The 20,988-nt window shown below is 62.2% G+C and carries 19 protein-coding genes; 13 read left to right on the top strand and 6 right to left on the bottom strand.

The window, feature by feature from the left end:
* Positions 1–137 precede the first annotated feature (137 nt).
* Both AC1RJW_RS13655 and AC1RJW_RS13650 read right to left on the bottom strand, forming a co-directional pair.
* Positions 138–764: a glycine zipper 2TM domain-containing protein gene (locus AC1RJW_RS13655; protein ID WP_493045390.1), complete on the bottom strand. Its 627-nt coding sequence runs from the start codon at positions 762–764 to the stop codon at positions 138–140.
* 136 nt (positions 765–900) lie between these two features.
* Entirely contained in the window at positions 901–1,335 is a 435-nt protein-coding gene (locus AC1RJW_RS13650) for an NINE protein (protein WP_493045389.1), read from the bottom strand.
* Positions 1,336–1,612: 277 nt separating this feature from the next.
* Here AC1RJW_RS13650 and rpsP point away from each other — a divergent pair, with 277 nt between their 5' ends.
* The 10 genes from rpsP (at position 1,613) to AC1RJW_RS13600 (ending at position 8,994) form a co-directional block, all read left to right on the top strand.
* A complete protein-coding gene (gene rpsP / locus AC1RJW_RS13645; RefSeq protein WP_010395524.1) occupies positions 1,613–1,864 on the top strand; it encodes a 30S ribosomal protein S16 in 252 nt (83 codons plus the stop codon).
* A 13-nt stretch (positions 1,865–1,877) separates the two neighbouring features.
* On the top strand, positions 1,878–2,435 hold the full coding sequence (rimM, locus tag AC1RJW_RS13640; protein WP_077400554.1) for a ribosome maturation factor RimM: 558 nt from the start codon (positions 1,878–1,880) through the stop codon (positions 2,433–2,435).
* A gap of 50 nt (positions 2,436–2,485) precedes the next feature.
* A complete protein-coding gene (gene trmD, locus AC1RJW_RS13635) occupies positions 2,486–3,232 on the top strand; it encodes a tRNA (guanosine(37)-N1)-methyltransferase TrmD (protein WP_035825412.1) in 747 nt (248 codons plus the stop codon).
* Between the two features lie 132 nt (positions 3,233–3,364).
* A complete protein-coding gene (gene rplS / locus AC1RJW_RS13630) occupies positions 3,365–3,748 on the top strand; it encodes a 50S ribosomal protein L19 (protein WP_010395528.1) in 384 nt (127 codons plus the stop codon).
* Positions 3,749–3,825: 77 nt separating this feature from the next.
* Positions 3,826–4,485: a CoA pyrophosphatase gene (locus AC1RJW_RS13625; RefSeq protein ID WP_493045388.1), complete on the top strand. Its 660-nt coding sequence runs from the start codon at positions 3,826–3,828 to the stop codon at positions 4,483–4,485.
* Positions 4,486–4,582: 97 nt separating this feature from the next.
* On the top strand, positions 4,583–5,542 hold the full coding sequence (locus AC1RJW_RS13620) for a CobD/CbiB family protein (RefSeq protein ID WP_493045387.1): 960 nt from the start codon (positions 4,583–4,585) through the stop codon (positions 5,540–5,542).
* A 224-nt stretch (positions 5,543–5,766) separates the two neighbouring features.
* Positions 5,767–6,102, top strand: coding sequence for a DUF3579 domain-containing protein (locus tag AC1RJW_RS13615; RefSeq protein ID WP_070221850.1), 336 nt, complete (start codon positions 5,767–5,769; stop codon positions 6,100–6,102).
* An 81-nt stretch (positions 6,103–6,183) separates the two neighbouring features.
* A complete protein-coding gene (locus AC1RJW_RS13610) occupies positions 6,184–6,633 on the top strand; it encodes a CBS domain-containing protein (protein ID WP_070221849.1) in 450 nt (149 codons plus the stop codon).
* An 88-nt stretch (positions 6,634–6,721) separates the two neighbouring features.
* Positions 6,722–7,540 (top strand): GyrI-like domain-containing protein, encoded by an 819-nt coding sequence (locus AC1RJW_RS13605; RefSeq protein ID WP_493045386.1) that lies wholly within the window; start codon positions 6,722–6,724, stop codon positions 7,538–7,540.
* Complete coding sequence (locus AC1RJW_RS13600; protein WP_493045385.1) at positions 7,537–8,994, top strand: nitrilase-related carbon-nitrogen hydrolase; 1,458 nt, start codon at positions 7,537–7,539, stop codon at positions 8,992–8,994. The genes AC1RJW_RS13605 and AC1RJW_RS13600 overlap by 4 nt, the downstream gene beginning before the upstream one ends.
* 193 nt (positions 8,995–9,187) lie before the next feature.
* Here AC1RJW_RS13600 and AC1RJW_RS13595 read toward each other — a convergent pair whose 3' ends face one another.
* Positions 9,188–9,928, bottom strand: a complete 741-nt coding sequence (locus tag AC1RJW_RS13595; RefSeq protein ID WP_034759852.1) for a GntR family transcriptional regulator — start codon at positions 9,926–9,928, stop codon at positions 9,188–9,190.
* A 387-nt stretch (positions 9,929–10,315) separates the two neighbouring features.
* On the opposite strand from AC1RJW_RS13595, the gene AC1RJW_RS13590 reads away from it, so the two are divergent.
* From AC1RJW_RS13590 to AC1RJW_RS13580, 3 genes are all read left to right on the top strand, one after another.
* Entirely contained in the window at positions 10,316–13,000 is a 2,685-nt protein-coding gene (locus tag AC1RJW_RS13590; protein ID WP_493045384.1) for a TonB-dependent receptor, read from the top strand.
* A gap of 204 nt (positions 13,001–13,204) precedes the next feature.
* Positions 13,205–15,904, top strand: a complete 2,700-nt coding sequence (locus AC1RJW_RS13585) for a TonB-dependent receptor (RefSeq protein ID WP_493045383.1) — start codon at positions 13,205–13,207, stop codon at positions 15,902–15,904.
* Positions 15,905–15,968: 64 nt separating this feature from the next.
* The gene (locus AC1RJW_RS13580; RefSeq protein WP_493045382.1) at positions 15,969–17,090 is read left to right on the top strand and encodes an acyltransferase family protein; all 1,122 of its coding nucleotides are present in this window, start codon (positions 15,969–15,971) and stop codon (positions 17,088–17,090) included.
* Here the strand turns inward: AC1RJW_RS13580 and AC1RJW_RS13575 are convergent.
* The 3 genes from AC1RJW_RS13575 to AC1RJW_RS13565 form a co-directional block, all read right to left on the bottom strand.
* Positions 17,087–18,286 carry a DUF5009 domain-containing protein gene (locus AC1RJW_RS13575; protein WP_493045381.1) on the bottom strand — a complete coding sequence of 400 codons (1,200 nt, stop codon included), beginning with the start codon at positions 18,284–18,286 and terminating at the stop codon, positions 17,087–17,089. The two genes, AC1RJW_RS13580 and AC1RJW_RS13575, sit on opposite strands and share 4 nt — an antisense overlap.
* Before the next feature lie 80 nt (positions 18,287–18,366).
* Positions 18,367–19,683, bottom strand: coding sequence for a tetratricopeptide repeat protein (locus AC1RJW_RS13570; protein WP_493045380.1), 1,317 nt, complete (start codon positions 19,681–19,683; stop codon positions 18,367–18,369).
* A gap of 159 nt (positions 19,684–19,842) precedes the next feature.
* A complete protein-coding gene (locus tag AC1RJW_RS13565; RefSeq protein WP_493045379.1) occupies positions 19,843–20,976 on the bottom strand; it encodes an ABC transporter ATP-binding protein in 1,134 nt (377 codons plus the stop codon).
* Positions 20,977–20,988: the final 12 nt, after the last annotated feature.

Below are 20,988 nucleotides of genomic sequence, written 5' to 3'. Positions count from 1 at the left end.
GATCTCCAGCGCTTTTTTATTTCTGTCAAGAATGCTTGGGAAAGCGTTCAGGGCAAGGCGCCTTGTCGTCGTCCGCCATTAGTACGGCAATGTCGGCCAAACTCGGCAACGCCGCCACGGGCGCTTTCCCTGCATTCTTAACGGCGGGCGATGCCGTTGCCCGAGTTGCGCACCAGATCGCCAGCGGCCAGGCCAGGATCCTGGTCAAACGCGAAATCGGCCTTGGCGCCCGTTTCGTATTGCACGGTAACGGTCCAGGTCTTGGCATTCTTCATGTGGCCTTCGACTTGCTTGCCTGCGTAGGCGCCGCCGGCGGCGCCGGCCAGGGTGGCCAGGTCCTTGCCGCGTCCGCCACCGACCTGGCGGCCCAGCAGGGCGCCGGCCACGCCGCCGCCGATCATGCCCAGCGCGCCGCCTTCGCCCGCTTTTTCAGCGACGTTGACTGCCAGCACCTTGCCGCAATCGGCGCAAATCTGATGCTGTGGCTGCTTGGAAGGCTGGCTGGCGTAGGAATTGCCCGCTTTTTGCGCGGCCTTGGCGTTGATGATGGCCTGGTCGTATTCGCCCTTGGCGTCGCGCAGGCATTGCATGCGGGCTTTCGAGCTGCTTTCTTCTGCGCACAATTTCTTGTCGTCCGCATAGCGCGTGTTGGCTTGCTTCGTATCGTAGGCGTACTGGGCCTTCGGCGACAGGTTCTGCGCGAAGGCGGAGGTGCTGAACAGGGCCGTGATGGCGACTGCGAGGATGAGTGGGCGACGAATCATGATCTTCTCCTGGGGTGTGTTGAATGTGCCGGTAATGTTGGCATTGTGAATGCAGTATAGAGGAAAATCATGATTGCTTACCAACACTTACATGTGCGTGCGGGGCGCGGGAACTGATGCAATTTCCATGCGGAAATTAACCGTAGGCGCCGCCCGTATACAGCAGGTCGAACAGGCGTGCCATGGTGGCAATCAGCACGCCTGCGCCTAGCATCAAGGTAGCGACCAGCACCACGGCCAGGGGCCAGCCCGTGTCCGACAGGCGACCGGAGGCGGCATTGTAGCGGGCGTCCCACTTGTCGTCCGGCATCAAGCCCAGCACCAGCGCTTCCAGGAAGCCGCCCAGGGCGGACAGGGTCAGCGGCAATATCTGGTAAAACCAGTCCGCCTCGGGAAACAGCTGGTGCAGCAGCGCGCTGGCGGGCAGGGCGGCCAGGTGTAGCCAGCCCCAGCGGTCTTTGGCGCCATGCAGGTAGAAACGGTGCGCGCCCAGCGTGCCCAGCAAAAAGGCCAGCAAGGTGGTGAATGCCTTGTTCTTGTGCGACTGTTGCAAAATGGTAGCGGTGGTCATGGGACTCCAGAGTTGCTCATCAGTAAAGATTGCCAGTATCGGCCATTGCCTCGCTCAACGATAGCACTTTCCTGTGGCGTTTATGCAATGATTTCGCGTGAGTTCAAGCCATGGCCGGCACGATAGGCGCAGACGCCTATTGCGTCTTCGGTCATGACTGGTCATAATGTTTGATTAGCCCAAATTACACGCCCGTCATCATAACGCTTGCTGCCTGGCGGTAAAGCGCGCTATAATTTGCGGCTTTTTCCGCCTCAGCACACTTTTTGGAAATATTATGGTCGTTATTCGTTTAGCTCGTGGAGGCGCCAAGAAGCGCCCGTTCTTCAACATCGTCGCTACTGATTCGCGCAATCGCCGCGATGGTCGCTTCATTGAGCGTATCGGTTTTTACAACCCGATGGCGCAAGGTGGCGAAGTTCCACTGCGTATCACCGCAGACCGTCTGGCCTACTGGCAAGGCGTTGGCGCACAATTGTCGCCAACCGTTGCTCGCCTGGTAGCCAGCAACAACAAAGCAGCAGCTTAATTAGATCACTGGTTTGACGGTCAAGACTGCATCCGGGGTGAAAGTCCCCGATGACCTGGTACAGGTAGGCTATGTCTCCGGTGCTTATGGCATTGCTGGCGGGGTCAGGATCACTCCTTTCTCCGACGATGCGGATGCATTATTAAGCGTCAAAACCTGGTGGTTTGATAAACCGACCTTGCATGATGTTCAAGTCAGGCAAGCGAAGTTACACGGCGGCGACGTCGTGGCCCAGCTGGTGGGTGTGGTCGGGCGGGATGCCGCAGAAGCGCTGAAAGGCGTCTCTGTGCAAATTCCGCGTAGCCATTTCCCGACGCTGTCGGCCGATGAATTCTATTGGTCCGATCTGATCGGACTGACAGTCGAGAATTTGCAAGGCGAGTGCCTCGGCACAGTGCACGACATGATGAGCAATGGTCCGCAGTCGATCTTGCGCGTTACGCCCGTCGCCACTGCCGATGAGACCGTTGAAAAGGCGCCTGAGCGCCTGATCCCGTTTGTTGGCCAGTTTGTCATTAACGTTGACAAGGCTGCCAGCAAGATCACGGTCGACTGGGGCCTCGATTATTAAACCGCCTGCGCATAACTTTGCGCCGGGCAATATTTTCAGGATGGCGAGCGATGCAATTTGATGTCGTGACCCTGTTCCCGGAAATGTTTGCCGCGCTGACGCAGTCGGGTGTGACCCGGCGCGCCTTCGAGCAGGGGAAATGTGGCTTGTCCTTGTGGAATCCCCGTGATTTCACGACCGACAATCACCGTACCGTGGATGACCGCCCGTATGGCGGCGGCCCCGGCATGGTGATGATGGCCCGTCCCCTCGAAGCGACAATTAATGCCGCGAAGCAACGCCAGACCGAACTGGGACTGGCGGCGCCCCGCGTGGTGTTCATGTCGCCGCAAGGCCGTCCGCTGACGCACGAGCGCGTCACGCAGCTGAAAGCCGAACCTGGTTTGGTGATCCTGTGCGGCCGCTATGAAGCCGTGGACCAGCGTTTGCTGGACCGTTGCGTCGACGAGGAAATCAGCGTCGGCGATTTCGTTTTGTCTGGCGGCGAGTTGCCTGCCATGGCGCTGATGGATGCGGTGATCCGCCTGTTGCCCGGTGTCCTGAACACGGAGGCATCGGCCATCGAGGACAGCTTCGTCAATGGCTTGCTCGATTCGCCGCACTACACGCGGCCGGAAACATACGAAGGCATGGCCGTGCCGCCCGTCTTGATGGGTGGCAATCATGCCGAGATCGTCAAGTGGCGCCGCCAGCGCATGCTGGAAGCGACCGCGACAAAGCGGCCTGACCTGCTGGTCAGTGCACGCGCCGCCGGCTTGCTCAGCAAGACCGACGAAAAATTCTTGGCCAGCCTGTAAGCCGTCTCCGGACGGCCGGCAGGGTGGCCAGTAGTGCCGGGCATGTTGCCCAAATTGGTAATACCCATCCTCTACCGGGCGGATACTTGCTATCCACAGTGCGCCGGCATGATGGTTTTCGGAGTTATAAAAATGGACTTGATTCAACAATTAGAGCAGGAAGAAATTGCTCGTCTGGGTAAAACCATTCCTGAATTCGCACCAGGCGATACCGTTATCGTCAGCGTCAACGTAGTCGAAGGTACGCGCAAGCGCGCCCAGGCTTACGAAGGCGTCGTTATCTCCCGTCGTAACCGTGGCCTGAACTCGAACTTCATCGTTCGCAAGATCTCGTCCGGCGAAGGCGTTGAGCGTACGTTCCAACTGTACTCGCCGCTGATCGCTTCGATCGAAGTGAAACGCCGTGGTGATGTTCGCCGCGCCAAGCTGTACTATCTGCGTGAGCGTTCGGGTAAATCGGCGCGTATCAAAGAAAAATTGCCAAATCGCCGCGTTGTGGCGAAAGCAAGCGCGTAATATCAGCGTCTGCGTTGGGAAAAGGGTGCCTCTCGGCGCCCTTTTTTTATTCTGTATTGCTAATGGGACAAGCTGCCATGGCCACCATCGCATTTGATCCAAAACAACTCACCATCGATTCGATCGCCGGCGAGGCGGCTCTGGACGCCGTGCGCCTGACGCCGGACTGGCTGCGCCGGCGCCTGGCCGAACAGCCCGACTGGCAGCCCGAGATTACCCAGGATTTCCTCTCCGCCCGCGCCGTGCCCGTGCGCGCCGCCGTGCTCATTCCCCTGGTGCAACGTCCGCAGGGCTTGACCATCCTGCTGACCATGCGCACCGACCACCTGAGCAGCCATGCGGGCCAGGTCAGTTTTCCCGGCGGGCGCAGCGAACCGTTCGATGGCTCGCCCGTGGCCACGGCCCTGCGCGAAACGGAAGAAGAAGTGGGCCTGGCGCGCGAACACATCGAAGTGCTGGGCTGCCTGCCCGACTACCTGACGGGCACCGGCTACCAGGTCACGCCCGTGGTGGGCCTGGTGACGCCGCCGTTCGAACTGCGCGCCGACCCGTCCGAAGTGGCTGAAATCTTCGAAGTGCCGCTGGCCTTCCTCATGGATGGCCTCAACCATCAGCGCCTGTCGGTGGAATTGCCCGGCGGACGGCGCTCGTTCTACGCCATGCCGTACGAACGCTTCTACATCTGGGGCGCCACGGCCGGCATGCTGCGCAATCTGTTTCACCTGCTGCGCGCGTAAAATGGCGCCGCGCACGTAATAAGTTTGATTCCAGCACTGCACTGCGCTATCGTAGCGGGCATTGCGGTATTGCTGAAAAAGACAAAAAGGACGTTTGATGACATTTCTCTCCATACTTTGCGCATTGCTGATCGAGCAGCTCAAACCTTTGCGCGCGGACAATCCGATCTACGCCGAAATCAAGAGCCTGGCGATGCGCATGGAGACCTGGTTCAATGCCGGCCACGCCAGCCATGGCCGCATGGGCTGGTTCCTCATGATCGGCGCGCTGATGGTGCCGACGGCGGGCGTGTACTGGATCTTGCTCCACTACCAGCTGACCCTGCTGGCCTTTGCCTGGAACGTCCTCATCGTCTACCTGACCCTGGGCTTTCGCCATTACAGCCATTACTTCACCTCGATCCAGCTGGCCCTGAGCGCCGGCGACGAAGCGACGGCCCGCACCTTGCTGGCCGACTGGACCAAGCTCGACACGGTGGGCATGGAAGCGAGCGAAATCGCCCGCATCGCCGTGGAAAAAGCCCTCGTCACCACGCACCGCAACGTGTTTGGCGTGTTTTTCTGGTTCCTGATGCCGCTGGGCCCTGCCTGCGCCGTGATGTACCGCGTGGCCGAATACCTGGCGCGCGCCTGGAACGAGCCCGAGCACATGCGCAATGAAGCATTCGGCCAGTTCGCCGCGCGCGCCTTTTACTGGATCGACTGGATCCCCGTGCGCCTGACGGCCGTGGCGTTTGCCGTGGTCGGCAATTTCGAGGACGCTATCTACGCCTGGCGCAATTTCGCCCAGCGCTGGCAGGACGAGGCCATCGGCATCATCCTGACGGCTGGCGGCGGCGCCATGGGCGTACGCCTGGGCACGCCAGCGGAAACGGCCGCGCGCGTACTGGTCACGCCGGACATGGCCGTCGACGACAGCGACAGCGAAAGCGATATCCTGCCAGGCGAAGAGCCGGGCGCGCGCGCCTTGCAGAGCACGGTGGGCCTCGTGTGGCGCGCCTTGCTGCTGTGGATGCTGTTGCTGCTGTTGATGTCGGGCGCCGTTTTCCTCGGCTGAAGCGGGCGCACACGCGCCATCCATGCGCCTTGCGCGCGGAACAAGGTTAAAATAGGGGCTGGCGCGTTACGCGTGCCGGCCCCTGTTTGCATCGTCAGGGCAGATCGAGGTAGAACCCAAGTCTTCTATAAGATATAATACTGGCTTACCGCAGCAAACGTAGTTGACTACCAGCCCGGCTTACCCGCCGGGGCCATTCACGCAATCCAGTCCCGACAAGCCACATGGCCGAGTTATCTCAAAAAACAGGGGAACTCTCAGACGAGTTCTTCATCCTTGGTCTCACCAGCAATGGCAAGCAATTCCGACCCAGCGATTGGGCCGAGCGCCTTTGCGGAGTGATGTCCTGTTTCAATCCCGACGGCGGCGGGCGCAATGCGCACCTCCAGTATTCGCCCTACGTGCGCCCGACCGTCGTCAATGGCGTCAAGTCGGTGGTGGTCAACACCAAGCTGCGCGAGATCGAGCCGATGGCGTTTCACTTCGTGCGCGAATTTGCCAAGGATAACGATCTGCAGATCGTCGAAGCCTGCTTCCTGCCGCCCCCCGAAGAAAAGTAAGACCGTTTCAATTGATTTGCCTCAAACCCGCCACGGCGGGCTGGCGTAGCGTGGGCACTCTGCCTCAAACGGAGTGGCGACATGCGCATCGGCGATATCTGCACCCTGCATACCATCCATTGTCAGCGTGACACCAGCGTGCAAGACGCGGCGCTGCTGATGCGCCAGCACCACGTGGGCGACCTGATCGTGGCGGAACAGCCGAATGGCGAGCGCGTCCCCATCGGCATCCTCACTGACCGCGACATCGTCATTTCCGTCATCGCCTTGGGTCTCGACCCCGCCAGCCTGCTGGTGGGCGACATCATGAGCGCGCAACTGCTCACCGCCAGCGAAGACGAAGACGTCTACGACATCATCGAACGCATGCGCGTCAATGGCATCCGGCGCTTGCCCGTGGTCAATAGCCTGGGGGCGCTTTCCGGCGTCGTCAGCATCGACGACCTGCTGGCCTTCCTGGCCCAGGAAATGGCCGAGCTGGCGCGCATCAGCAGCGGCCAGCTGGTGCATGAAAAGCGCACGCGCAAATAGGAAGCGCTTGCCGGTTATTGCGCAATTCCGGTCAAGCCACGGCTTGCTGAAAATGCTACAGTCGCTGCTCGTTCAACGGGAAGCGCGCATGCACTATCTGGCCAAGGCACTCTGGTATATCGAATCGCATTTTGCGGACGATCTCTCGCTCGGCGACATCGCCCAGGTGGGCGGCGCCTCGCCCTGCCATATGACGCGCGCGTTCGGCCTGGCCACGGGCCACTCCGTGATGCGCTATGTGCGGGCGCGCCGGCTCAGTGTCGCGGCGCACGCGCTGGCGCAGGGCGCGCAAGACATCCTCGCCGTTGCCCTGGAAGCGGGCTACAGCTCCCATGAAGCCTTTACGCGGGCCTTCCGCGACCAGTTCCATGTTACGCCGGAAACGGTACGGGCCCAGCGCCACGTCGCCAACCTGGCGCTGGTGGAAGCCATCAAAATGGATGTGGCGCCGGGCGTGCCTTTGGCGCCGCCCCGTTTCGAGCAGGGCCCCGCCTTGCTGCTGGCGGGCCTCGTCGAACGGTATTGCGCGGAAACGTCTGCCGGCATCCCCGCCCTGTGGCAGCGCTTCCTGCCCCATGCGGCGCCCGGCCAGGTGCTGTATGGCGTGTGCTGCAACAATGACGACGCGGGCAATTTCGACTACCTGTGCGCCATGCCGGTGGCCGACTTTTCCCGGGCGCCCGAGGGCTGGATGCGGCTGCGCATCGCGCCGCGCCGTTATGCCGTGTTTCATCACCGCGGGCATATTTCCACCATCCGCGCCACCTGGCATGCCGTGTGGAACGAGTGGCTGCCGCAGTCCGGTCTGGAAGCGGCCGACGCGCCCGACTTTGAACGCTACGACCGGCAATTCGATCCCGTCAGCGGTAGTGGCGGCGTGGAAATCTGGCTCCCCTTGAAAGCATGAGCATGCTCCATACCTTGTCTGCGCCGGCTGCCGGCAGTACTGCGCTGCGCCGGCGCCTGTCGCAAATCGCCGCCGCTCTGGCGGCGGGCCTGCCCCTGTACTGGGTGCTGGGACCGCAGCCGCTGGGCCCGCTGGCCTGGTGCGCGCCGTTGCCCGTGCTGTGGCTGGCCCTGCGCGCGTCGCGCCGCGATGCGGCCTGGATGACCTTCCTGGCTGCCGTGCTGGGCCTGTCATCCAACTTCAGTTATTTTCGCCTGCTCATGCCCTTGCCGGCCGTGCTGGCCGTGATCGTCGTCAAGGCACTGTTGTGGCTGCTGGTGGTGCTGGCCACGCGGCGCCTCGTGCTGCGCTACCGGGCGGGGTGGACGGTGCTGGCGTATCCCGTGCTGTGGGTGGCCCTCGATACCCTGATGGCGGCCTTGCTGCCCGATGGTAACTGGGGCAGCCTTGCGTATTCGCAAGCGGACAATGTTGCCATATTGCAGGTGGCGGCCCTGGCCGGCGTGCCTGGCCTGCTGTTTCTGCTGTGCCTGGTGCCGTCCGCGCTGGCCTTGCTGCTGGCCGGCGGGCGCGCGTATGCGCCAGCGGCGGGCGCGGCCGTGTTGCTGCTGGCGGCCGCGTTCGCCGCTGGCGCCTGGCGCGTGCAGGGCGCACCGGCAGCAAGCGGGCCACTGGCGGGACTGGTGGCCATCGACGACTTCATCGGCCCGGCCACGCCGCCGGCACGCGCGCAAGCTATCTGGGACCAGTACGCGCGCCACGTCGAACAGCTGGCGGGGCAGGGCGCCAGGTTGGTGCTGCTGCCGGAAAAGATAGCCGTGCTGGCGCCCGCGCAGGCGGATGCCGTGCGGCAGCGCTTCCAGGCGCTGGCGCGCGGCACTGGCATGTGGATCGTTCTCGGCGTCGGCGTGCAGGACCTTGCCGGCCGGCGCAACCTGGCCTGGCTGTTTTCCCCCGATGGCGCCGCGCCCGTCAGCTATCAGAAACATCACCTGGCGCCGCCCGAGCGCGAGTTTCTTGCGGGCAGCGCGTATGCCGTGCAGCCGGTGGCGGGTCTGGCCATGGGCCTGGCCATCTGCAAGGACATGCATTTCGCGCCCCTGGGACAGGCGTATGGCGCGGCCGGGGCGCAGGCGATGCTGGTGCCGGCCTGGGCTTTCCAGCTGGACGGCTGGATGGGGGCGCGCATGACGGTGGTGCGGGGCGTGGAAAACGGCTATGCCGTGCTGCGCGCGGCGCGCGAAGGGGTACTGACGGTCAGCGACGCGTATGGCCGCGTGCTGGCGGAGCGTTCCAGCAGCGCCATGCCGGGCAGCACCTTGCTGGCGCCGTTGCCGGCACACCCGCCCGTCGCCACCTGGGCGGGCTGGCTGGGGCCGCTGTTCGGCTGGCTGTGCGTGGCGCTGAGCGTGGTTCTGCTGTGCGCAGGACGCCGCGCCGCACCCGCTGCCTGACGGGAAATGTCAGGTTTTGCTGCAATGCGCAAAACCGTATTGCGCAGCCTTCCAAAATATTGTTCGTAGGCGGCCACATAATCGCCGCCGATTAATTCACCATTGCGGTGCATATATAGGCGGCGCTGCCGGTATATATATTGCACTGCAATAAGTGGTTTTATCTGGTATTGGTGAAATGGGGCGATTGGTATTAATTGGTACTTAATTCAGCCACGAAGTCATACATATCGCCGCGGAAGTAGGAGCGGCAAAATTCCACGGCGCGGCCATCGCGCAAAAAGCCCAGCCTTTCCACCGACAAGCCCGCGTCGCCTTCCTCCGCCTGCAGCAGGCTGGCCTGCTCCCCCGTCAGCAACAAGGCGCTCAGCCGCTGCAAGGCACGCACGGGCCGGTTGCCTGCCTGTTCCAGCGCGTCGTACATCGATACGTCGACGGCGTCGAGCGCCGGCAGGCAACTGGCGACGATGGTCGCGTATTCCAGGCACATCGGTACCTCGTCCGCATAGCGGATGCGGTGGAAGCGGTACACGGGCGCACCCGGCGACAGCCGCAGGCGCAAGGCTTCTTCCGGCGTGACGGTGCCTTCTGCGCGCTTGAGCCACACGCTGCGCGGCGTGCGGCCGCGCGCCCGCATGTCCTCCGAAAACGAGGTCAGCTTGGCGAAATTCTTCTCGATGCGCGTATTGATGAAATTGCCCGAGCCGGGGCGGCGCACCAGCAAGCCTTCGTTGACGAGGCCATCGATGGCCTTGCGCACGGTGATGCGCGAGACGGCCAGGTCGCTGGCCAGCTGGCGCTCGGCGGGCAGGGCTTCGTCGGGGCCGAGGATGCGCTTGTCGATCGCTTCGCGCAGCGCGCGCTGCAGTTGCTGGTACAGGGGCAGGCTACTCGTCTGCCCCAGGCCTTGCATGATGTGAGCCAGGGTTGTCATACGCTGAGGGTCTCCGTTACGGCGCGTTGCAGACGCGCTCTGTATCTGTTTTGTGTCGCTGGATAATACCAAAAAAGACCGTTGTAAAACCAATTTGAATTATCAGGCCGGCAATTTATGCCTGTCCGCGCTGGTATTTAGCCCGGTCATACGGGCTACAGATTGATTCAGGTGAAGTGGTCTGTGTGATTCAAACAACGTTATAAAAAAAAAGTTGCAACTGGTAGTATTCTGGTATTGGATAGTAGTATATTGGCGTTGAATTGGTTTTGTAAGTGGTTGTGCCGAAGGGTCTGCAGCATGCCGCGAGAGTGGGCGGGCTGGAAAGAAGACCTACGTTAAAAATGAAAAGGTTCCAATCCTGGAGCTTAAATCAAGGGGGAGTACATGAAACGCAATTTGACACCTGCAGCTGCCGTCGTGAAATCCGGTTCGCGTAGCCGTACGCCGATCGCTACGGCCGTTGCCGTGATGGTCGCCGGTCTGGCTTTTTCGGCGCAGGCGCAGGAAGCACCCGCCGACGACGTGGCCACCGTGGTGACGGTGACCGGCGTGCGTGCCTCGCTGGAAAAATCGCTGAAGCAAAAACGTAATGCGGATTCCGTGGTGGAAGTGGTAACGGCCGAAGATATCGGCAAGATGCCGGACCGTAACGTGGCTGACGCGATCCAGCGCCTGCCAGGTGTGAATACCCAATCGTCGGCCGGTGGCGAAGGCGGCTTCGGCGAAAACGACCGCGTCAGCCTGCGCGGCACCAGCCCCAGCTTCCAGCAAACCCTGTTCAACGGCCATGCCATCAGCACGGGTGACTGGTTTGTCTTGAATCAATTTGGCGGCAACGTCGGCCGCAGCAGCAGCTTCTCCCTGTTGCCATCGGAGTTGGTGAGCTCCGTGGTCGTGCACAAGAGCGCCACGGCGGACCTGCCTGAAGGCGGCGTCTCGGGCGTGATCGACGTGATTACCCGCCGTCCGCTGGAATTCAAGAACCAGATCACGGCCGAAGGCTCGATCCAGGCTTTCCATAATGACCTGGCCGGCAAGACGGACCCGCAGTTCTCCGGCCTGGTGAACTGGAAGAATGACACGAATACCCTGGGCATCATGGTGCAGGGTTTCTCGCAAAAATCGACCGTGCGCCGCGATGGCCAGGAAATCCTCGGCTACACGCCGATCTCCGCTACCAGCAATGCGGCCTTGGCCCATCCTGAACTGGCCGGCGTAAAAGTGCCGACCTTTATCGGCGCCAGCCTGTTCGAGCAAAAGAAAACCCGCGAAGGCGGCGCATTCGACATCGAATTCAAGCCCAGCAAGGACCTGACCCTGGACGTGAACGGCTTCTATTCGCAACTGAAGGCACCGCATCAAAACACCAACTGGCTGGCTGCACCGGCCAACTCGGTGAACAGTACCAACGATAAAGGTGTCTCGACCGGTCAGGTGCCGACCAACTACACGGTCAAGAACGGCACGCTGACAGGCGCTACCTTCGCAAAAAACTCTGGTGAAGTCGACAATATCTACCGTCCTGATGCCGGCGGCGAATCGTACTACCTCGATTTCAACTTCAAATACCGCGCCACCAAGGACCTGACCCTGACCGGCAAGCTGGGCAAGACCCATGGCGTCGGCTATGACCGCGACGATGTGTACTACCAGAACAACGTCGATGGCGGCATGGTGTATCAATTGAACGGCATGAGCCCGGCCAGTGTTTCCTATCCGGGCGGCACCACCACCAAGCCAGGCTCGACGGCATGGGCCGGCGGTGGCGAATCGCGTTCCGTCGACCAGGAAAAATATGCCCAGATCGACGCGGAGCTGCGCCTGTCGTCGGGTATCTGGGATTCCGTCAAGTTCGGTGGCCGTTTGACCGATCACAAGCGCGATGCCGAGCATCCGTTCGAAACCCGTCCGGGCGACCTGGGCTTCTCCAATCCGGGCCCCGTGTGGAATGGCACGATGTACCCGAGCGACTTCGCCAACAACCTGGGCGGCAACCTGTCGAGCAACTACTTCAAGTACGACGGTTCGGCACTGGGCGCGTGGGGCGCGGCACCGGGCAACCGCCTGTTCGACTACGTGCGTCGCCATAACTGGACCGACGAATTCAAGCTGAAGGAAAAAACCTCGGCAATCTATGCCATGGCCAACCTGACGGGCGACAACTGGAGCGGCAACTTCGGCCTGCGCGCCGTTCACACCAAGCAGTCGACCCTGGTGAACCAGGCCGGCGGCCCGATCACTGGTTCCGACTGGGGTGCGTACTCGCAGCATCTGTATGAGCGCAGCTACAACGATTTCTTGCCTAGCGCCAACATCAAGTTCGATGTGCGCAACGACCTGGTGGTGCGCGCCGCCGTGGCCCGCACCATCGCCCGTCCCGACTACAGCGCGCTCGGTGGTTCGGTATCGCTGAACGACGATGCATTGAGCGGCAGCGGCGGCAACGTCAACCTCAATCCGGTGAAGTCGGATAACGCCGAAGTCAGCGCCGAATGGTATTTCGCACCGAAGTCGGCCTTCTCGGTGGGCCTGTTCTACATGGACCTGAAATCGGTCGTGTCGAACGGTACCGTCAACGCTACCTACTTCAACAGCAAGCGCAATGCCAACGCCGTGTACCAGATCACGTCGCCATTCAATACCAGCGGCAAGAACAAGGGCGCTGAGTTCAGCTATCAGCAACCGCTGTTCGGCGACTTCGGCATCTTGGCCAACTACACCTATGCCGATGGCAAGCTGGACAACGGTGACGAGCTGGTCAACGCATCGCGCAGCACGTACAACCTGACGGCCTTCTATGAAGCCAATGCCCTCAGCGCACGCCTGGCCTACAACTACCGTTCGTCCTACAAGGCGGGCGTGGATCGTGGCGCCAGCCAGCACGTCGAAGGCGCGGGCGGCCTGGCCGGTTCGCTCAACTACAAGATCAACGAACACTTCACGGTCACGTTCGATGCGCTTAACCTGACGAACACGACCATCAAGATGTACGCTGAAAACCGCGATCAGCCGCGCGCTTTCTACAGCAATGGCCGTACCTTCTACCTGGGCCTGCGCGCCAAGCTGTAAGCAAGACGATCTGGCCTGATGCGCATGCGTCTGGCCGGGTCTTCCTCGGTCTTTTCAAGGCAAGTTCCTGTTCCAGGGGCTTGCCTTTTTTTTCGGCGCTCGCGCCGGTATCAGTCCCTTTCTGCTGCACCCCGTCGTTTGCCGTCTGTACTCATTCATAAAAACCGTCCCGCCAGCGTGGCGGGCATCGATAACGAGGAGTCTATGAACAGCCGTTTGCATCCCGTATTACACCCCATCGCCACCGCAGCCGCTTTGTTGTCCATCAATATCGGCGCCCAGGCGCAGCAAGCCCCCCTGCAGGAGGTGGTCGTGACCGGTATCCGCGCCTCGCTGGAGCAGTCGCTGAGCCAGAAGCGCAACAGCGATTCCGTGATCGACGTCGTCAGCGCGGAAGACATCGGCAAGTTGCCCGACAAGAATGTGGCCGATGCCGTGCAGCGTGTGCCTGGCGCCAACATTTCCTCGTCGGCCGGCGGCGAGGGCGGCTTCTCGGAAAATGACCGTGTGAGTATCCGTGGCACCAGCCCCAGCCTGACGCAAACGCTGATCAACGGCCACGCCGTGGGCACGGGCGACTGGTTTGTCACGGACCAGGTGGGCACCGTGGGGCGCAGCGTCAGCTTTGCCTTGCTGCCGTCGGAAATCGTCAGCCGCGTCACCGTGCAAAAGAGCGCGCAGGCGGACCTGGTGGAAGGGGGCGTGGCCGGCTCCATCAATATCGAGACGCGCAAGCCCCTCAGTTTCAAGCAGCCGTTCACGGCCGAGCTGGCCGTACAGGCCATCTACGCGGACTTGCCGGGCAAGACCGATCCGCAGATGAATGCCCTGTTTAACTGGAAGAACGAAGCGAAGACCATGGGCGTGCTGTTCCAGGTGTTTTCCGAGAAGCGCCACGAACGCCGCGACGGGCAGGAATTCTTCGGCTATGGCGCCATCGACGCCAACAGCCCGGCCGCGCAAAAGCATCCGGAACTGGCCGGCGTGCTGGCGCCGCTGGGGATCAACTCGGCCTTGTTCGAACAGGTACGCAAGCGCCAGGGCGGCAGCCTCGACCTGCAATTCAAGCCGACGTCTGATTTGATGCTGGACGTCAACGGCTTCTATTCCAAGCTGGACGCGGCCAATTACAACCGCAGCTTTTATAACCAGCCCGGCGCCAACCTGAATGCCGTCGACAATGACGGCAAGCATGTGGGCGTGATTCCCAGCGCGTTTACGGTCAAGAACAATACCCTGGTGGCGGCCGATTTTCCCGCGTCGCAGTTTCCTGCCGCCAATGCCACCACGCCCTACAACGGCCAGCTGTATCCGGCCCTGGTGGACCAGATCTACCGCCCCGGCTCGAACTCGTCGACCGCCTACATCGACTTCAACGGCAGCTACCGCGCCAGCGAGCGCCTGCGCATCACGGGCAGCCTCGGCTACACGCGCGGCATAGGCGAAACACCCGTCGACCTCGGCTATGAGGCGGGCTTGACGGGCGTGGGCGTGTCGTACCAGCTGAACGGCCTGTCGCCGGCCAGGCTGAATTTCCCCGGTCTCGACATTTCCAGGTTATCGAATGCGGTAACGGCATCGGCCTGGGGTTCCCACGTGGAAACCCTGGACACGGAAAAATACGGCCAGGCCGATGGCGAGCTGAGCATGGATTATGGCGTGCTGGAATCGCTGAAGTTCGGCGCGCGCTACGCGGAACACCACCGCAATGTGTCGTGGCCGGAAAACCGCAGCTGCGCCGTGTGCGACGGCACGACGAATGCGCCCCTGCCGAAGTGGAATGGCGGCACCTACCCGGGCGACTATGGCAAGGGCCTGGGCGGCAATGCGCAGGGACGCTACTGGCAGCTCGATCCGGCCGACCTGGTGGCATGGGCCAACAAGTACGACAATACGGGCGGCCCGAATTCGCGCAACTGGCCGGCCGAGCTGGATGTGAAGGAAAAGGATAGCGCAGCCTACCTCATGGCCAACCTGGCAGGCAACAAGTGGCGCGGCAACGTGGGCGTGCGCGTGGTGCGCACGCAGCAGACGACGGTGACGAACGTGCCGGGCGGCGAGAACCCGATTGGCCAGGAAAACATCTTTGGCACCTACACGCCCACCGTCGTCAAGCACAGCTACACGGATGTGCTGCCGAGCGCAAACATCAAGTTTGACGTGAGCAAGGACCTGGTGGCCCGCGCGGCAGTGGCGAAAACCATGGCGCGCGCCGACTACAGCGCCCTGGTGGGCGCCGTCAACCTGAACGACCAGTTGCTGACCGGAACGGGCGGCAATCCGGACCTGAAACCGATACGCTCGACCAACTACGACGCCACCCTGGAATGGTATTTCGCGCCGAAAGCCATGCTCTCGGTGGGGGCCTTCTATATGGACATGAAATCGTACGTGACGTTTGGTACGGCGCCCGTGACCTACTACAATAATACCTTCAAGAAATTCAACACCTATGTGATCCAGTCGCCGACGAATATCGGCGCCAGGAACAAGGGTGTAGAACTCAGTTACCAGCAGGGCTTGTGGGGCGGTTTCGGCGTGGTGGGCAATTACACCTATACGAACGGCAAGGCCGACGATGGCGCCGCCGTGGTGGGCAGCTCGCGCGGCACCTACAACCTGGAAGGCTATTACGAGGATGAGCGCCTGAGCGCACGCCTGGCCTATACCTACCGCTCCAGCTTCCTGGCCGGCCTGTTCAGCAGCTCGCCCCAGTATGTGCATGGCGTGGGCAACCTGGCCGCTTCGCTCAACTACAAGATCGACGAGCGCTATTCGCTGACCTTCGATGTGCTGAACCTGAATAATCCGGTGCTCAAGTATTACGGCGCCAACCAGGACCAGCCGACGGCCCTGTATTCGAACGGCCGCCAGTTTTACTTTGGCCTGCGCGCCAAGCTGTAGTTTTTTTTACCGGCTTTCCGCCACAAGCGGGGAGCTGGTTTTTATCTTTTGGAATTGTTTGACCATGACTATTGCTTCTCAACGCTACCTCGCCCTCGACGTGCTGCGCGGCCTGACCGTCGCCCTGATGATCGTCGTCAATACCCCTGGCGACTGGGGTAGCGTGTATGCGCCTTTCCTGCATGCCGAATGGCATGGATTTACCCTCACGGACCTGGTCTTTCCCAGCTTTCTGTTTGTCGTCGGCAATGCCCTGGCGTTTGCGCTGGGCAAGTATGAGCACCTGGGGCATGGCGCCGTGCTGGCCAGGCTGTGCAAGCGCAGCGCGCTGATCTTCTTGCTCGGCTTCCTGCTGTACTGGTTTCCCTTCTTCAAGATCGACGACGCGGGCCAGTTCGCCTGGTCGCCCCTGTCGCACACGCGCATTCCCGGCGTGCTGCAGCGCATTGCCGTGTGCTACCTGGCCGCCGCCCTGATCCTGCATTACTGGAAGACGCGCGGCGCGCTGGTCTTCAGTGCCTGCGCCTTGCTCGGCTACTGGGCCATCCTGGCATGCTTTGGCGACTACAGCCTGCACGGCAATGCGCCGGCCAAGCTCGATCTGTTCCTGCTGGGCGACAGCCATTTGTACCACGGCGAAGGCATTGCCTTCGACCCGGAAGGCGTGCTCGGCACCTTGCCGGCCATCGTCAACGTGATTGCCGGCTATCTGGCGGGCAGCTTCGTGCGCCAGGCAGCGCCGGCGCAGCTGCGCTCCAGCCTGGCTCAACTGGCCGTGGCCGGCGTCATCTGCGTGGCCGTGGCCCTGTGCTGGAATGAAGTGTTTCCGATCAATAAGAAGCTGTGGACCAGCTCTTACGTGATGCTGGGCATCGGCCTGGATTTGCTGCTGCTGGCGTTGTTGATGTTCATCATTGACGTGCGTCAAATGACGGGCTGGACCTACTTCTTTGAAGTCTTCGGCAAGAATACCCTGTTCATCTACCTGGTGTCGGAAGTGCTGGTGATCATCGCGTTTACCGTGCGCATCGGCGGCGGCAACCTGTACCAGTGGCTGTACCAGCACTGGTTTACGGGCTGGGCGCCGGCGCGCGTGGGCTCGCTGCTGTTTGCCGTCAGCTTCATGCTGCTGTGCTGGCTGATCGCCTACGGCATGGACAAGCGCAAGATCTATATCAAGGTCTAGAACTTCAGCTTCAGACCGTACCGGGTTGCCAGCGCGGTCAACAGCAGCATCAGGCCGGTGACGGCGGCGGCATTCCACAGGCCGGCCGTGCCGCCCGTGGCCAGATACGGCCACCAGAAGCGCGGCAGGTGCAGCACGGCCGCCAGCTGCTGCCACAGGTCGGGCACGATGTAGGCGAACAGGGCATTGGTACCGGCCGGCAAGAGCACCACGGCCCAGGCGCGCCAGCGCCACACGTCGATGACGATGTAAAACGCCAGAAACAGGGCCAGGATGAGGGCGCTGCACACGAGTGTGTAGGATTCCGTCGCCGCGATCTTGTTGATGTGGTGATACGGCCGCAGCAGCAGGCCGGCAGCGAACAGGCCCAGCGCGAACCATGCCATGAAGCGGATGCGCTGCCCATGGTTCAGGGCGGCGCCGCGCAGGAACAGCTGGCCCACCAGGGTGCCGGCCAGTACATTGGCCGCCGTCGACCCGAGTACTTGCGGCACGTTGACGAAGGCGTTGATGCTTGCCGGCAGGAAATCCAGGCTGCCCGCCGTGCCGCCCATGTACAGCACGAGCAGCAGGGAAAACATGCCCATCAGGGCCGTGCCGCTGCCCCGGCACGCCAGGTACAGCAGGCTGCACAGCAGGTAGGACCAGCCTATCATGCCGAGGATGCCCCACCAGGACGGCTGCAGCCAGGTGCTGGAAAATTCGCTGTTCAGCTCTCCGCGGAACGTCGCCAGCAGGAACAGCATCAGCGCGCCGCCCGCGGCCAGCTCCAGCTTGCCCGCGCCCTGGCGCCACAGCAGGATCATGGCCACGTAAAACAGCAGGAAATACAGGGCGTGCGGCAGCGGCGCCGCCTGCGCATCGTAGCGGTAGGCGTTGGCCAGCACCACGCCGGCCAGCATCAGGCTGGCGGAGCGCCACAGCAGGCGTCCCAGCAGGGCGGGCGTGACGTGGCCGCAATGGCGCTGCAAGGCCAGCGGTATGGCCATGCCCACCATGAACAGGAAGCCGGGAAAGACCAGGTCGGGCAGGGTGATGCCGTCGGCGCGGGGCCCCGCGTGTTCGAGCCACCAGGCGATGCCGGGCATGCCGGCCAGATAGTTGACCCAGATCATGACGACGATCACGCAGCCGCGGAAGGCATCCAGGCTGGTCAATCGTTCAGGTACAGGTGCGGAGGCGGTGGCTGGCGGCATGGGGGAGTGAAAAAGGTCGAAAAAAAAGCAGCCCCGGCGTGAGCCGGGAACTGCCTTGCGCATGCTGGCGGGAACAGGAATTACTGTGCCGCTGCTGCCGGTGCCGCCGCTGCCGTGGCAGGACGGTTCAGCCACAGGATCCAGTAGCGGGCCAGGTCGCCCACGCCGTCGCCGCCCTTGACGGTTTCCAGGACCTTGATGGCGTCATCTTTCTTGCCAGCCATGGCGTAGGAATAACCGAGGCGCAGCTTGGCGTCTTCAGGACGCTTCAAGCCGCCCTTGGCGATGCCTTTCTGGATCAGGTCGATACCTTTGTCGAACTGGTCCATCGTCACGAAGGCGTAGCCGAGGTTGATCAAGCCCGTGCCATCCTTGCTCTTCATGGCCGACGCTTCGCCGCTGGCGATGTTCTTCGCATCGTCGGCGGCCGCCTTGTTGGCCTGGTCGCGCAGTTTCTTGTGCTTGGCGGCATTTGCGCCCGTGCCCAGCACGCCTTTGGCAAAGCCGGCGTCCAGCACTTTTTTCGCTTCCGTCGGGAAGGCGTTCTGCAAGGCAATTTCAGCCATGTCGCTGTAGTCTTGCGGCGGCATGGTGCCCACGGCCTTGAATTGCAGGCGCAGCACGTCGAGCGCGAAGCGGTCGGAATAGCCGGCCTTGCCTTGCGTGCGGCTCAGCAAATCGCTCCAGTAGTCATCCGACGGGTAGTAGCGCACCAGGTTTTCCATGGCGATCAGGTAGGTGGCCGGGTCCTTGCTTTTCGAACCCGTGTTGGCCAGCAATTGCAGTTCTTCGATGGTCGGCGTCTTGCCCGCTTGCTGCTTGGCCGTCAGGTCGGCCATCAGTTCCTGTTTCGCGCGCGCGAAATCATTGCTGAAGTAGTAGGCGCGGATGATGTACTGGCGCACGCCCGCGACGTCACCTGTTTCCGTCTGGTAACGGGTGAACCATTTGATGGCGTTCGGATAATCCTTGGCGTTGTAGTGGTAGTTGGCCAGCGCCTGGATGAAGTCGCCCTGGGCCTTCTTGTCCAGCTTGCCCGATTCGATGACCGCTTCCAGCGCCGTCATGGCCATCGGCGCATTGTTGGTGGTCGACGCCAGCGCCACGCGCAGGCGGTTCAGCACGAACAATTCGTAGGGCGTCAGGGCGGGAATGGCGGCGGTCTGGTCGATGCGGCTTTGCACGTCGGCGTAGTTTTTCGCATCCATCGAGGCCTTCACGGCGGCCGGATCGAGCAGTTTGAACACTTCAGGACGCACCGAGTCGGCCGGGGCGGCCGCGGGCGCACCGGCGGCTGCGGCCGGCTTGGCATCCTGCGCGTGCGACAGGGCAGGCAGGACGTTCAGGCCGATGGCGGCCAGGAGCAGGCTAAGGCGTGCAAGACGGAATTGGGACATGGTCAATCCTTCAATCAATAACAAAAATACGCTCCGGTACTGGTTGCCGCAACAGCGTGTGGCGGCATTTGCCGGGGGCAGGGAATCTTAAAAAACACGTATTCTGCCATCCTGACCGCACAAGTCAAAGGGCGGCAGCATGGTAAACAACGGCTATTGTCACATAAACGGCTGGGCTGGAGCGCCAAACGTGCGCGCCAGGGCTTGCCCTTTGGCATCGAACAGCAGGCAGCGCTGCGGCGGCAGATGCAGGCGCATGGCGTCGCCTGCCTGGCGCAAGCCAGCCTCGGCCGGCAGCTTGACGGCCAGCATCTCGGTCACGCCCGGCATGCTGGCGTAGACGATGGCCACGTCGCCCAGGTATTCGACGTGGCTGACGGCCGCGTCGACGACGTTGTTGTTCGCCGTCGCCCCGTCCTGCAGGCTGACGTGCTCGGCCCGCACGCCCAGGGTCAGCCGGTCGCCCGGCGCCACGCTCTCGCCGTGCGCTTCGACGTCGATCACGGCGCCGCCGGGCAGGCGCACGGCCACCGAGCCGGGGCCGCAGGCGACGGCGTCGCAAGCGATGAAGTTCATCTTCGGCGCACCGAGGAAGCCGGCCACGAACAGGTTGCCGGGATTGTTGTACAGCGCGTGCGGACTGCCCACCTGCTCGATGCGCCCGCCGTTGAAGACGACGATGCGCTCGCCCAGGGTCATCGCTTCGACCTGGTCGTGCGTGACGTAGATCATGGTGGTCTTCAATTCCTGGTGCAGGCGCGAGATTTCCACGCGCATCTGCACGCGCAGCGAGGCGTCGAGGTTCGACAGCGGTTCGTCGAACAGGAACACCTTGGGTTTGCGCACGATGGCGCGGCCGATGGCCACGCGCTGGCGCTGGCCGCCCGACAGGTCCTTCGGTTTGCGCTTGAGCAAAGGCGTAATCTGCAGGATCTCGGCCGCGCGCTCGACGGCGGCGCGCACCTCGGCCTTTTTATGTCCGGCCAGGCTGAGGGCGAAAGCCATGTTTTCGTACACCGTCATGTGCGGATACAGGGCGTAGCTCTGGAAGACCATGGCCAGGCCCCGCTCGGCCGGCGCGATATCGTTGGCCAGCTGGCCGCCGATATGCAGTTCGCCGTCCGTGATGTCTTCCAGCCCGGCGATCATGCGCAGCAGGGTTGATTTACCGCAACCGGACGGTCCCACGAAGACGACGAATTCACCGTCGCGGATATCGAGGTCGATGCCGTGGATGACGGGGTGCTTGTCGTCGTACAGCTTGACGATATTCTTTAAAACGATGTGTGCCATGGGTTGTGCGAT

Source organism: Janthinobacterium sp. GW822-FHT07A03, assembly GCF_058798815.1.
This window is presented reverse-complemented; position numbering and strand designations above follow the sequence as displayed.

Coding starts and splice junctions, on each gene's coding strand:
- AC1RJW_RS13655 (WP_493045390.1), bottom strand. CDS start 764: ATGATTCGTCGCCCACTCATCCTCGCAGTCGCCATCACGGCCCTGTTC.
- AC1RJW_RS13650 (WP_493045389.1), bottom strand. CDS start 1,335: ATGACCACCGCTACCATTTTGCAACAGTCGCACAAGAACAAGGCATTC.
- rpsP (WP_010395524.1), top strand. CDS start 1,613: ATGGTCGTTATTCGTTTAGCTCGTGGAGGCGCCAAGAAGCGCCCGTTC.
- trmD (WP_035825412.1), top strand. CDS start 2,486: ATGCAATTTGATGTCGTGACCCTGTTCCCGGAAATGTTTGCCGCGCTG.
- rplS (WP_010395528.1), top strand. CDS start 3,365: ATGGACTTGATTCAACAATTAGAGCAGGAAGAAATTGCTCGTCTGGGT.
- AC1RJW_RS13625 (WP_493045388.1), top strand. CDS start 3,826: ATGGCCACCATCGCATTTGATCCAAAACAACTCACCATCGATTCGATC.
- AC1RJW_RS13620 (WP_493045387.1), top strand. CDS start 4,583: ATGACATTTCTCTCCATACTTTGCGCATTGCTGATCGAGCAGCTCAAA.
- AC1RJW_RS13615 (WP_070221850.1), top strand. CDS start 5,767: ATGGCCGAGTTATCTCAAAAAACAGGGGAACTCTCAGACGAGTTCTTC.
- AC1RJW_RS13610 (WP_070221849.1), top strand. CDS start 6,184: ATGCGCATCGGCGATATCTGCACCCTGCATACCATCCATTGTCAGCGT.
- AC1RJW_RS13605 (WP_493045386.1), top strand. CDS start 6,722: ATGCACTATCTGGCCAAGGCACTCTGGTATATCGAATCGCATTTTGCG.
- AC1RJW_RS13600 (WP_493045385.1), top strand. CDS start 7,537: ATGAGCATGCTCCATACCTTGTCTGCGCCGGCTGCCGGCAGTACTGCG.
- AC1RJW_RS13595 (WP_034759852.1), bottom strand. CDS start 9,928: ATGACAACCCTGGCTCACATCATGCAAGGCCTGGGGCAGACGAGTAGC.
- AC1RJW_RS13590 (WP_493045384.1), top strand. CDS start 10,316: ATGAAACGCAATTTGACACCTGCAGCTGCCGTCGTGAAATCCGGTTCG.
- AC1RJW_RS13585 (WP_493045383.1), top strand. CDS start 13,205: ATGAACAGCCGTTTGCATCCCGTATTACACCCCATCGCCACCGCAGCC.
- AC1RJW_RS13580 (WP_493045382.1), top strand. CDS start 15,969: ATGACTATTGCTTCTCAACGCTACCTCGCCCTCGACGTGCTGCGCGGC.
- AC1RJW_RS13575 (WP_493045381.1), bottom strand. CDS start 18,286: ATGCCGCCAGCCACCGCCTCCGCACCTGTACCTGAACGATTGACCAGC.
- AC1RJW_RS13570 (WP_493045380.1), bottom strand. CDS start 19,683: ATGTCCCAATTCCGTCTTGCACGCCTTAGCCTGCTCCTGGCCGCCATC.
- AC1RJW_RS13565 (WP_493045379.1), bottom strand. CDS start 20,976: ATGGCACACATCGTTTTAAAGAATATCGTCAAGCTGTACGACGACAAG.